This is a genomic window from uncultured Methylovirgula sp. (assembly GCF_947646745.1).
In the GTDB taxonomy this organism is placed as follows: domain Bacteria; phylum Pseudomonadota; class Alphaproteobacteria; order Rhizobiales; family Beijerinckiaceae; genus Methylovirgula.
In genome coordinates this window covers 13,385-25,701 of record NZ_CANSHK010000015.1, presented here as the reverse complement: position 1 = coordinate 25,701, position 12,317 = coordinate 13,385, and the positions used below count along the sequence as shown (strand labels likewise).

The following is a 12,317-nucleotide window of genomic DNA, read 5'->3' as shown; positions in this document are numbered from 1 at the left end:
TTAAATCTCCCCATTTGCAGCGACTGGCTGTCCCGCCGCAGCGATATCGGCGAGAATCAGGGCTCGATCGCGAAACACGCGTCCGGCTGGAATCGACTGATCGCCGTCGCGCAAGCGCATAAGGGCATCGGCCTTTTCGCGACCAGTCACAAGCCAGAGAATGTGCTGGGCCCGGTTGATGATCGGGAATGTCAGAGTCATGCGGCGGCGGCCTTGATAGGGATATATCGTTGTCGCCACATCGACATTCTGGATATCGAGCACCGGATCGCCCGGCACCAACGAAGCCGTATGGCCGTCGGCGCCGAGGCCGAGATGCACAAGATCGAGCACGCACGGCGTGCCGGCAACTGCGCGCAACGTTTGCGCATAATCTTGCGCGGCGAACACCGGTTCTGGTGCCTCGACGGGCATCGCGTAAATATGTGCCGCCGGCAAAGGCGTAGAGCTTGAAAGGGCCTCGCGAAGATGCGCGAGGTTCCGATCCTCGGCACCGGCCGGCGCGATGCGTTCATCGGCTTGAAAGATATGGACCTTGTCCCACGGAAGTTCGGCCTTTGCCAATAGACGCAGCATCATCCAGGGCGTACGCCCGCCGCTCACCGCCATGACGAAGCGCCCGCGTGACGCTGCCGCTTCGCGAGCCTCGGCGGCGACAATCGCGGCGGCTTTTTGACTTACGACACGATCGTCGGGATAGATCTCGATCTCCACCGCTCAGCTCCCTGGCTTTTCGAGGTGGCCGCCGAATTCGTAGCGCATAGCGGAAAGTAATTTGTCACCGAACGTTCCCTCGCCACGTGAGCTGAATCGCTCATAAAGGGCGCTCGACAGCACCGGCACCGGAACCGCCTCGTCGATTGCGGCCTTGATCGTCCAGCGTCCTTCGCCGGAATCCGAGACTTTTCCAGAAAAATTGCTCAACTGTGGATCTTTGGCGAGCGCCGTTGCGGTTAGATCCAGCAGCCATGATGCGATGACGCTTCCGCGGCGCCAGACTTCCGCGATATCGCGAATATCGAAGTCGTATTGATAAAGCGTTGGGTCGCGCAGGGGCGCGGTTTCCGCATCGACCTCGTGTTGATGCTTACCGATATCGGCGTGGCGCAGAATGGCCATGCCCTCGGCATAGGCGGCCATGACGCCATATTCGATCCCGTTATGAATCATCTTGACGAAATGACCGGCGCCGGGACCGCCGCAGTGGAGATAACCCATTTCCGCGGTGCCACCGACCGCTTCACGCCCCGGCGTACGGGCAATTTTTCCGACACCCGGCGCCAACGTCTTGAAGATCGGATCGATATGTCGGACGGCGGCATCGGCGCCGCCGATCATCATACAATAGCCGCGCTCGAGACCCCAGACGCCGCCGCTGGTGCCGACGTCGAGATAGTGAATCCGCTTTTCCTTGAGAACTGCGGCGCGGCGGATGTCATCGACATAGTAGGAATTGCCACCATCGATAAGAATGTCGTCGACATCGAGGTGCGGAATAATCTCAGAGATTGTATCACCGACCGCCGCCGCGGGGACCATCAGCCATATGACGCGCGGCTTTTGAAGTTTTTGAACGAGATCGACGATCGACGTGGCGCCGATCGCTTTCTCTTTCGCCAAATCCTCTACGGCCCGTGGCGACCTATCAAAGACCACGCATTGATGGCCGTCGTTGAGAAGCCGCCGGACCATGTTGGCGCCCATTCTCCCCAAACCAATCATTGCGAGCTGCATGACGAATCTCCACGTAAAATTCGGATCGACGGCGCCCCCGAGAAAGCCCTCTAAATGCGCGTCGCCTTCCGCAGACGGTCGACCCCGGCGGCTACGGCGTCGCTCTCGTTAAAGATGGCGGATCCGGCAACCAACAGATCGGCGCCCGCGGCAACCGCAGAAGGCGCCGTGGCGTGATCGATTCCGCCATCCACTTCGAGATGGCACGCGACCTTCCTTTGCGCGATCATCCGGCGAATCCGGGCGATTTTGCCGAGCATGGCCGATAGAAACGCTTGGCGCGAAAAACCTGGATTCACCGTCATCACCAGCACTTGGTCGACATCGTCCAACACCTCATCGAGCGCCCACGCGGGCGTCGCGGGATTGAGTGCAACGCCCGCTTGCCGACCCAGAGCCTTGATCCCGCGCAAGGTGCGTGAAAGGTCGTTCATGCCCTCCCAATGCACAATGAGACAATCGGCTCCGGCTTGCGCAAACTGCTCGATGAAATGATCCGGATTTTCGATCATCAAATGCACCTCAAGCGGCAGACGGGTTGCTCTTCGCAGCGAATTGACGACCGGCGCCCCCATGGAAAGGTTGGGCACGAAATGCCCGTCCATGACGTCGATATGGATCCGATCGACTCCTGCGCGTTCCGCGTCGGCTACCTGCTCGCCGAGCCTGGCAAAATCTGCCGCCAAAATCGAGGGCGCCAATTGTACGCCGCCGCTCATGTCGCGTTCTTAAACCGGCGATAATTTTTCATGAGATTGATCGTCGAACTATCGTGGCCGGACCCAGGCACGGCGGTATCGCGCAATTCGGCAATGAGCCTTTGCGCCAAGACTTTTCCCAGTTCGACGCCCCATTGATCGAAGGAGTCGATGTTCCAGATAATTCCCTGCGTGAAGACGCTATGCTCGTAGAGCGCGACGAGCTTGCCCAGTGCGTTCGGAGTCAACCGGTCCAGCAGCATCATATTGGACGGCCGGTTGCCCTCGAAGACCCGGTGCGGCACCAGCCATTCGGGCGTGCCTTCGGCCCTGACCTCATCCGCCGTTTTGCCAAGCGCGAGCGCCTCAGCCTGGGCGAAAACATTGGCGATCAGCATGTCGTGGTGCTGCCCGAGCGGATTGAGCGGCCGAGCGAAAGCGATGAAGTCGCACGGCACAAGCCGTGTGCCTTGATGCAGCAGTTGATAGAACGAATGCTGGCCGTTTGTGCCCGGCTCGCCCCAATAGATCGGGCCCGTTTGCCAATCGACGCGCCGGCCCTCCAATGTGACATGCTTGCCATTGCTCTCCATCGTGAGTTGCTGGAGATAGGCCGGAAAGCGCTTCAGATATTGCTCATAGGGCAATACAGCGACGGTCTGTGCGTCAAAGAAGTTCGAATACCAGATGCCAAGGAGCCCAAGTAGAATCGGCATGTTTGATCTGAACGGCGCCGTTCGGAAATGTTCGTCGACCTCGTGAAAGCCGGCGAGCATATCGGCGAACTGATCCGGGCCGATGGCGATCATCGTGGAGAGACCGATCGCCGAATCCATCGAATAACGGCCGCCGACCCAATCCCAGAAGATAAACATATTCGCCGTATCGATCCCGAATTCCTCGACCTTCTCGGCATTGGTCGAGACGGCGACGAAATGTTTGGCGATTATCTTCGGATCGCTTCCGAGCCCTTGCAGAATCCATTGCCGTGCGCTGCGCGCATTGGTCATCGTTTCCAACGTCGTGAAAGTTTTCGAGGAAATGATGAAGAGGGTTTCGCCCGGATCGAGATCGCGCACCGCTTCGACAAAATCAGTCGCGTCGACATTGGAGACGAAGCGAAACGTCATGGCGCGATCGCTGTAGTATTTGAGTGATTCGTAGGCCATGACCGGCCCGAGATCCGAGCCGCCGATCCCAATGTTGACGACGTTCTTTATCGGCTTTCCGGTATGACCCTTCCATCGGCCGCTGCGGATGCCTTCGGCAACGTCCGCCATACGAGTCAGAACCGCCTGAACCTCAGGGACTACATTTTTTCCGTCGACCACGATCGACGCACCTTTCGGCGCGCGCAGCGCCACATGCAAAACTGCGCGATGCTCGGTCACATTGATCGTCTCGCCTCTCAACATCGCCTCGATCTTGCCGCGCAGCCCCGATTGCTCGGCGAGAGAAACGAGCAATTCGAGCGTTTCATCAGTTATGCGATTCTTCGAATAGTCGAAGTGGATGCCCATGGCTTCGACGGTCATTCGCGATCCGCGATTCGGATCGCGACCGAACAAATCGCGCAAATGGAGCCGGCTTATTTCTTTGTAGTGCTCCGACAATCGGGTCCAGACGGGGCGCGGGCCACCGCGCGATTTCGTCGATTGGTTGGTTAGGCTATTCGATTCGTCGGCTTTATTGGGTTGAAGCGGATGAAGGCCCGGATGCGTGTCGGCGCGCTCGTCATCCCAGAGACGAAATCCACCGGGAAACGCATTTGCGTTGTCGCCGGCGCGACAATGCGGCGGCAGTTCATCGAGCTCGGCGACGTTGCCACCGCCGATCACCGTATCGTCTGGTTCCAGCGCGGCAATAAGCTTTGCGACCACATCGGCCACGTGGCGCTGCCATTTCTTCTTCCCATCGGCCTGCAAAGCGGCATGGCCGACATAATCCTCATAGGTCGCCTTCCTATAGGGGAGATGCGCGAGCTCCATCGGCTCCACGATGCCATCGACGATCAGCGCCGAGCCGAGCCCTGTTCCCAGTCCGAGGAAGAGCATTTTACCGCCGCGGTAGCTTCCAAGCGCCTGCATCGCGGCATCGTTCACAACCTTCACGGGGCGCCCGAACGCCTGCGCGAAATTGAAGCCTGCCCATCCTTTGCCGAGATTGTAAGGCTCCGTGATCGGCCGGTTATGGACAACCGGACCCGGATATCCGATAGAGATGACCTCGTAAGACCATCCTTCGACAAGTTTGTACACGTCCGAAACGAGTTGCTTCGGCGTAAGCATCGGCCCGGATGCAAAGGACCGATGCTTGCTTTGGCCGGTGACCAAAGCCTTCACATGCGTGCCGCCTATATCGAGCACCAACACCTTTTTTGAGGAACGCGAAGGTGTCGAGCCCCGGGATATCGAACGTTCCTGCGCGGGATCGTCACGGGTAGCAGGCAGTTCATGGTCCATGACGACGGCTCCCTTGTTGGAACGTCGCCGACTTGGACGCAATGACGGCCATGAGATCGTTCCATGACTCGATAAAGGCGCGCGCGCCGTCTGCCTGCAATTGCGCGGCGAGGACGCGCGTATCGATCCCCGCTTCTGCGAATTGCGCGAGAAGCTTTTGGTTGTCGCCATCGGCGCGAGGCAACGGCATGGCGATCTTGCCGTGATCGACGATCGCTTTAAGGGTCGCCTCCGGCATGGTATTCACGGTGAACGGCGCTGCGAGCGCCCCGACATAAAGAACGTCGGGCGCGGCGGGATCTTTTGTCCCGGTACTGGCCCATAAGAGGCGCTGCGGGCGCGCGCCGGCATTATAGGCACGCATCCAGCGCGGCGAACTCAATAAATCGAGATAAGCTTCATAGACATTTTTGGCGACTGCGATCCCGAGTTTGTTGCGCAGCGCCGGCGGAGCCCTATCCGCGATTGCGACATCCCACCGCGAGACGAAAATCGAGGCGACCGACGCTACATCCGGCTTGAGTCCTGCATCGATGCGCCGCTCGATGCCGCGCATGAACGCATTCGCGGCTGCCCGATATTGGTCCGCCGAAAACAGAAGCGTTACGTTGATCGGCACGCCGGCGAAGATCGCCTCTTCAATCGCGGGTAAGCCCTCGGGCGTGCCCGGGATTTTGATCAACAGATTGGAACATTGCGCCCGCTCATAAAGGCGCTTCGCCTCAGCGATCGTCGCCGTCGTATCATGGGCGAGAAGAGGCGAAACTTCGAGCGATACAAAGCCATCGACGCCGCATGTCCGCTCATGGATGGGGCGGAAAAGCTCGGCTGCTTTGGACAGATCTTCGAGCGCCAATTCGAGGAAGAGATCTTCACCGGTCTCCCCGCGCGAAAGCCCGGCCGCGATCGCGTCGTCATAGCTTCCACTGTTCTTGATGGCGTGATCGAAGATCGTCGGATTGGAGGTCAGTCCGCTGACGGACCATTCCTCGATGTAACGGCGCAACGTCCCCGTTCTCAGCAGGTCGCGCGTGATATTGTCGAGCCAAAGGCTCTGCCCAAGATCGTGAAATGCTCGCGTCGACATCTTTGAACCTCGAGCTAATTTCGCTGCGCGACCTTCGGTCTGACGACGGTATGCGGATGCTCCGCCGAGATTGGCAGCCACGCGCGGCCGTCGCGCGCCAGGAGCTGTTCAGCAGCGTCCGGCCCAGCGCTCCCTGCGGCGTAATTCGGAAAATCCTCCGCCGGATTGCGTGCCCATGAATCGAGTAGATCTTGGACCGCGCGCCACGACGTCTCGACCGCATCGGCGCGTTGGAACAATGTCGCATCGCCGGCGAGGCAGTCATGGATGAGCGTCTCATATCCGACAGTCGCCAGCGGCAGGAAATAATCACGATAGGCAAAATCCATGGCGACGCCGTCGATTTCGATTTCCGACCCGGGGCGTTTCGCGCTGAAACTGATCGACAGACCTTCGTCCGGCTGGATGCGAAGGGTGAGGATATTGCGGGGAAGAGCCTCGACCGGCGTATCGCGAAAAAGCGCGTAAGGCGCTTGCCGGAACTGCACCGCAATCTCGGTCGTGCGTGCCGAAAGGCGCTTGCCCGTGCGAAGGTAAAACGGCACTCCCGCCCATCGCCAATTGTCGATTCCAAGCTTGAACGCCGCATAGGTCTCGGTGACCGAATGCGGATCGACATTCGGCTCGTCGCGATAGGCGACAACATTGCGGCCGAGCACAATCCCCGCGTCATATTGGCCGCGCACGGCATTCTTGGGTGAGATCGGACGGATCGCCTGAAAGAGTTCGGTCTTCTTGGCGCGCACGGCATCGGCATCGAAGGAGATCGGCGGCTCCATGCCGATCATGGCGAGAAGCTGAAACAGATGATTTGGGACCATGTCGCGCAGGGCGCCCGTGCGTTCGTAGAAGCGGCCGCGCGCCTCGACTCCAAGGGTTTCCGCGGCGGTGATCTGCACGTGGTCAATGTGGTCGCGGTTCCAGATCGGCTCGAAGATGCCATTCGCGAAACGCAAGACCAGGATATTCTGAACCGTCTCTTTTCCGAGAAAATGATCGATCCGGTAGATCTGATCTTCGGACAATATTTTTAATATCTGGGCATTGAGCGCCTGGGCCGATGCGAGATCGTGACCGAAAGGCTTCTCGATGACGACGCGTCGCCAAGACTCATTCGATTGGCGTGTCAGCTCGGCGCGCCCGAGTTGTTCGACGACCGGCCCAAACAATTGGTCCGAGATGGCTAGATAGAATATCGTGTTTTGGCCCTTGAGTTCATCCCATTGCTCGGCCAGGAGCTTCGCGAGCCGCGTAAAAGTCTCCGCGTTTGTGAGATCCCCACGCAGATAACGCATACGGGCGCTTAATCGAGCCCAGACTTGTCGATCGATCCCTGCCGACGGAGATGCGAACAGCGTCGCCGCAAGATCGTCGCGCCATTGGTCAGCTGTTTGGTCATGTCGATCGACGCCGATGATCGCAAATTCGCTTGGTAACTTGTCGAATTGCGCCAAATGGCAAAGAGCCGGAACGATGAGCCGCTTCGTCAGGTCTCCGCCGGCACCGAAGATCACAAGGGCCGCCGATCGCGGCCCCCGTTTCGGAATGTTTGTGATCCTAGAAGTCGGTGCCACGGTCTCGCTTGAAACATGTCGAAAATGATCGCCTGCTAAAAAAACGTTTTCGACGCGTTTAAGTTCGATCCGGCGTTACGAGGATGCGCGCGCTTAAGTTCACAATGACGTGCAGATGCGCGCTGAACCGACACTCTTCGGAAGCTCATTCTGGACTATTACCAGGCGAGCTTTCACTGTCCCTTGCAAAGCGGCAACGGCCTTGGCGGCGGCGGCGGGTGGTCCCGCTCAAATTGCGCAAGGATCGGTTCGAGAGTTTCCCTTCGCCAGTATTTCGGCGCACCGATGTCTCTCAAACAGGAGGCATTCCAATATAGTCCGGTGCCTGGCAGCGATCGTCCAGAGGTCACCGCGCGCGCAACCGCGCGGACGTCGGCGGCGGCGGGATAGATGTAGAGCGTCGTCGGATCGCCGCGCACCATCGCGATGATCTGCCGCGCATCCGATGGCGCCCAGCTGGTACAGCCGTCGCTGCGGCCACCGGAATATTCGACAAGCTTTCCGAACGGAACATATCCATCCGGATTGGCGTAAGGACTGTGCGGATCTTTTAGAAGGCACATCCCTTTAAGCGTCGCGGCTGCATGACCGCCGATCTTCCGCGCCCGCGCGTCGGCGGCTTCGCCTTCGCCATCGAACTGAACGAACGTACGTGTGAAAACGGCGTCTTCGCCCGCGGACGCGCGATAATAGCCTTTGAATGATGTTTTCGTCTCGCCGGTTACATAGGCTCCGCCTGCTGTGAGGTCCGAATCCAGTGCATTGCCGAAATTCTTCACGCAGCGTCTGCCGTTGGCGAAATCTGCCATGCTTCCCAAATTGCGGCCGCCCCCGTGCCCGGCGGGAATCGCGCGGAACGACTGGCGCGATTCGCAGATCACATAAAACCGGCGTCCCGAACCGCCGCCCGAATCGTTGGGGCGCGTCGCGTCCATGGCGAAATAGCAAGGGTTTCTGACCGTGCCGTCTCGCAGCTTCTGCAAATAAAGCGCGCGCGCCCTCTGTAAAACGACCGCTGCAATCTCCCCCTCGCCATCGCCGATATGGGCTCTCAGCCAGGACGGAATGTCCGATCCCTCTGCAGCGGCGGGTCGCGACAGAGCCGAAGCGGCGAGTGTGGCGACGAGGGTTAAGGCCGCAAGGAGGAAGGTGGATCTCGAGCGCATCGGGTTAAGGCTCTCACATCCGCTAGCATTGGTCTGCGCCAAACGACGCAAGTATGCCGCCGCCGGGCAGATTGGCCAAGCCGATCGAGAAACCTTTTGAATTAACGAGGCGCACTATCCAATGACAATGCCGCTATGAAATCCGTAAATCAAAATGGCGCCGCTCGTGACGGCAAGGAGCAAGAAACCGAGAAGAACAGCCCAAAGCGCCACAAGGCTTGTGCTCGAGGAATCAGGGCGGTGCGACGCCCTCGGTCCATGAAGAAAGGCGAACAAGGACATGGCAGAACCCTCCTTACCGCCTATCCAACCTAGCATGGAAAGATAAAATTGTCGCCTCTCGCCAAATTGTCGCGAAGCTTGGCCTTCACAGCGACCCATGCAACCCCGACGCCCCGCGGGCGCGAGGCTTAATATGGGTCATGCAAATTGCCCGCGCCCTCGCATCTATATATCGGCTGTAGACGACACCCATCGTGTTTATATGCGGACATCGCCATATTCGCCACCGGTCCAGCCATGGAAGAGGTGAGCCCGTGATCGATCGTTCCCATCAATCGAACGGTAACGCAGAGGAGACCGTCGGCCAGCAGATTATCTTCGAATTCGGCATCTGTTTCGCGACGCTCCTGGCGATCGGCGTCGCCTGCGAACTCGTGTTCCGTTTCTCGTGACCGCGTGCACTGCGATTGGGTTTGTCGCGTGCCTAGTGGACGATGGCATGGAAACCGAACCAGATCCCAAGCAACACGAGAACAGCCAGGGCCGTGCTCCAAAGCAGAATGTAAAGGATACCGACATCCTTGCGCCCGGCACGGGCACGATCAGGCTTGAGCTCGGCGGGGCGCTCTTCGGCAGGACGATAGTGCGTTTCGTTATTGGCCATATGCGCCTCCCTCGATGCCCGCAACGTCAGGCGGCGGCGGGAGTTCCGCGCAGCTCAGTTCACTATGGCAGGCTTTGACGTAGCCGGAAGAACCCCTCCCAGGGGTCTTCGGTGAGATGTTGCAGCCGTTTATTGAAGTTGCCGATGGTGAACTGGCTTGCGCTGACCACGCTATCGAGTTCATCCCAGGTCAGCGGCGTCGATACGGCCGCCTGGGGCCGCGCTCGCGTTGAATAAGCCGCGACAGCCGTCGCGCCGCGGGCATTGCGGAGATAATCGATATAGATCCGCCCGGCGCGCTGCGTCTTCGTGACCGTCGCCGTATAACGATGCGGCGCGGCCCGCGCCATAGCCTCGGCGACGCCATGGCAAAAGTCTTTAACCTCAATCCAAGTCGCGCCACGCTTCAAGGGCGCCACGACATGCAGCCCCTTGCCACCCGTCGTCTTGACGAAACTCTTGAGTTTCGCCGCGCTCAGACGCGCGCGCACGTCGCGCGCCGCCATGACGATGGCGCTGAAGTCTACGCCTTCACCCGGATCAAGATCGAAGATCAGACGGTCCGGATGGTCGAGGTCGTCGGTTCGCGCGCCCCAAGGATGAATTTCAAGTGCCGCCGATTGCACGAGCGCGGCGAGGCCATCGAAGGAATCGATACCGAGGATCGGCTGCTTTTCATGTGGATCGTGAATCTTGAGGATATGCTCGTCGAGCCCCGCCCAAGGATGCTTTTGGAAGAAGCCGCCTTGCTCGATGCCGTTTGGACACCGCAACAAGACCAGCGGCCGGCCGATCAGATGTTTCTCGATCCACGGCCAGACCATGGCGTAATAATCGACAAGCCCTTGCTTGGTGACGCCGACGTCGGGCCAGAACACCCGATCGCGGTGCGTGAGCGTGATAGAGGCTGTAGGCGTATCGTTCTCCTTAGGCATAGCCGCCGCCCTTTCGCGGACGATGTCTTTGGGATTTTTGTCTTCCCGCAGACCTTTGAAAGAAGCCTGCCGTAGATTGGCGTCCGCCGTCCAGCCGCGAAACTCGATCTCGGCGACTTTATCAGGCTTGATCCAGACGACATTGCGCCGCGCCTCGGTCGAAAGCGGTCCATCGAAGGCGGGCTTCACAATGCGTTCGCGCGATAGTTCGGCAAAAAGCGCCGTGGCCATCTGATTGGAGAAGCCGGTGCCGACGCGCCCGGCGTGGAGGAGCTTGCCTTTTTCGTAATAGCCGAGGACGAGCGACCCGATCGTCTTATGCGCCGTCGTCGAGGGCACGAAGCCGCCTATGACGAACTCCTGCCGGTTTGCGCATTTCGTCTTTTGCCATTCGGTCGTGCGCTTCGAGATATAGGGACTATTGCGCTTTTTGGAGACGATGCCTTCGGCGCCGAGGCGGCAGACATGCTGCAGCATCAGATCGCCCTTCTCGTCAAAATGCTCGCTGAAGCGGAGGACGCCGCCCGTCTTTGCCTTGAGGAGCGCGGCGAGCACGTCCTTGCGTTCCACAAGCGGCACTTGGACGAGATCGTAGCCGTCGATGTGAAGCAGATCGAAGGCATAATAGACCATACGGCTCGAATCGCCCGCGCTCAGCGCATTTTGAAGCGCTGAAAAATCCGAGACGCCATTTTTCTCTTCGACAATGATCTCGCCGTCGATCGTACAATCAGCAACCGGTAAGGCGGCAGCGGCGGCGGCAATCGCCGGAAAGCGGTCCGTCCAGTCGAGGCCCGTGCGCGTACGCAGCTTTGCCTTGCCGCTCTTTACCACCGCTTCGATCCTGTAGCCGTCGAATTTCACCTCATGCAGCCATTGCGCGCCGACCGGCGGGGCAGCAACCAGGGTCGGCAACATAGGCGCGACGAAATCCGGCTGGGCTTTTCGCTTCGCCCCTCGCGGCGGTTTGAAGGCAAAAGCGGCAGGTCTCTTCGTCCGCGGTGCGGGCCGCCTCTTCGCCGCGGGCGGATCGGATTTAACGACGCTGTCAAGAGGCGCTAAGGCTCGCGCGCGCGGCGAACCCGGCGTCTCGATGCGTGGCTGCGCAGCTTTGCCCGAGGTCCAGCGGCGGCTCTTCTTGTCTCCGGCAATGTCCTCGATCGAGCGCCCCGTCAAAACCGAATCGGGAGCCTCTGTCAAAATATCCGAATCCTTCGGCCGGCGCGCCTCTTCATCGTCGCCCTTGATCAGAAGCCAGTTCTCGCGCTTTTCGCCGGGCCGGGCATGCATGCGAACGAGGTGCCAGCGCCCTTTCAACTTTTCGCCATGCAGGGTGAAATCGAGATGGCCCTTGGCATAGCCGGCCTGCGGATCGCCGTCCGGGGTCCAAGTGCCGCGATCCCAGACGAGCACTGTGCCGGCGCCATATTGCCCTTCCGGAATCGTGCCCTCGAACGATCCATAATCAAGCGGATGATCCTCGACGTGAACAGCGAGGCGCTTCTCACCCGGCACGAGGCTCGGTCCGCGTGTCACCGCCCAGCTTTTGAGAACGCCGTCGAGTTCGAGTCGGAAATCATAATGGAGGCGCGTTGCGTCGTGCTTTTGCACAACGAACGCATTGCTCGACTTACGGCCTCGGCCTTTGACGCCGCGCGGCTCGGAGGTAACGCCGAAATTGCGCTTCTTGCGATAGGCTTCGAGCGCCACGGGAGCCTCGTTCAGATGAAGATCGCGCTGGTTTATCCAGCTCGCTACGCACGCTTTCAAATGCG

10 protein-coding genes are annotated in these 12,317 nt (G+C 59.5%); 1 reads left to right on the top strand and 9 read right to left on the bottom strand.

Annotated features, from left to right (window positions below; all coding sequences use genetic code 11):
* The 7 genes from pgl to Q0025_RS06140 form a co-directional block, all read right to left on the bottom strand.
* A complete protein-coding gene (pgl, locus tag Q0025_RS06170; protein WP_297297080.1) occupies window positions 1-714 on the bottom strand; it encodes a 6-phosphogluconolactonase in 714 nt (237 codons plus the stop codon).
* Window positions 715-717: 3 nt separating this feature from the next.
* Complete coding sequence (gene gnd / locus Q0025_RS06165) at window positions 718-1,734, bottom strand: phosphogluconate dehydrogenase (NAD(+)-dependent, decarboxylating) (protein WP_297297078.1); 1,017 nt, start codon at window positions 1,732-1,734, stop codon at window positions 718-720.
* Window positions 1,735-1,784: 50 nt separating this feature from the next.
* Window positions 1,785-2,453, bottom strand: a complete 669-nt coding sequence (rpe, locus tag Q0025_RS06160; protein WP_297297076.1) for a ribulose-phosphate 3-epimerase — start codon at window positions 2,451-2,453, stop codon at window positions 1,785-1,787.
* Window positions 2,450-4,798: a glucose-6-phosphate isomerase gene (gene pgi, locus Q0025_RS06155; protein ID WP_297297155.1), complete on the bottom strand. Its 2,349-nt coding sequence runs from the start codon at window positions 4,796-4,798 to the stop codon at window positions 2,450-2,452. The genes rpe and pgi overlap by 4 nt, the downstream gene beginning before the upstream one ends.
* An 85-nt stretch (window positions 4,799-4,883) precedes the next feature.
* Window positions 4,884-5,981 carry a transaldolase gene (gene tal, locus Q0025_RS06150; RefSeq protein WP_297297074.1) on the bottom strand — a complete coding sequence of 366 codons (1,098 nt, stop codon included), beginning with the start codon at window positions 5,979-5,981 and terminating at the stop codon, window positions 4,884-4,886.
* A 14-nt stretch (window positions 5,982-5,995) separates the two neighbouring features.
* Window positions 5,996-7,555 (bottom strand): glucose-6-phosphate dehydrogenase, encoded by a 1,560-nt coding sequence (gene zwf, locus Q0025_RS06145; protein ID WP_297297072.1) that lies wholly within the window; start codon window positions 7,553-7,555, stop codon window positions 5,996-5,998.
* A 173-nt stretch (window positions 7,556-7,728) separates the two neighbouring features.
* Entirely contained in the window at window positions 7,729-8,721 is a 993-nt protein-coding gene (locus tag Q0025_RS06140; RefSeq protein WP_297297070.1) for a hypothetical protein, read from the bottom strand.
* A 536-nt stretch (window positions 8,722-9,257) separates the two neighbouring features.
* On the opposite strand from Q0025_RS06140, the gene Q0025_RS06135 reads away from it, so the two are divergent.
* Window positions 9,258-9,395 carry a hypothetical protein gene (locus Q0025_RS06135; RefSeq protein ID WP_297297068.1) on the top strand — a complete coding sequence of 46 codons (138 nt, stop codon included), beginning with the start codon at window positions 9,258-9,260 and terminating at the stop codon, window positions 9,393-9,395.
* 32 nt (window positions 9,396-9,427) lie between these two features.
* On the opposite strand, the gene Q0025_RS06130 is transcribed toward Q0025_RS06135, so the two are convergent.
* Window positions 9,428-9,607, bottom strand: a complete 180-nt coding sequence (locus Q0025_RS06130) for a hypothetical protein (RefSeq protein WP_297297066.1) — start codon at window positions 9,605-9,607, stop codon at window positions 9,428-9,430.
* A 62-nt stretch (window positions 9,608-9,669) separates the two neighbouring features.
* Window positions 9,670-12,252 carry a DNA ligase D gene (gene ligD / locus Q0025_RS06125; RefSeq protein ID WP_297297064.1) on the bottom strand — a complete coding sequence of 861 codons (2,583 nt, stop codon included), beginning with the start codon at window positions 12,250-12,252 and terminating at the stop codon, window positions 9,670-9,672.
* Between the last annotated feature and the right edge of the window lie 65 nt (window positions 12,253-12,317).

Coding starts and splice junctions, on each gene's coding strand:
- Q0025_RS06140 (WP_297297070.1), bottom strand. CDS start 8,721: ATGCGCTCGAGATCCACCTTCCTCCTTGCGGCCTTAACCCTCGTCGCC.
- rpe (WP_297297076.1), bottom strand. CDS start 2,453: ATGAGCGGCGGCGTACAATTGGCGCCCTCGATTTTGGCGGCAGATTTT.
- tal (WP_297297074.1), bottom strand. CDS start 5,981: ATGTCGACGCGAGCATTTCACGATCTTGGGCAGAGCCTTTGGCTCGAC.
- Q0025_RS06130 (WP_297297066.1), bottom strand. CDS start 9,607: ATGGCCAATAACGAAACGCACTATCGTCCTGCCGAAGAGCGCCCCGCC.
- gnd (WP_297297078.1), bottom strand. CDS start 1,734: ATGCAGCTCGCAATGATTGGTTTGGGGAGAATGGGCGCCAACATGGTC.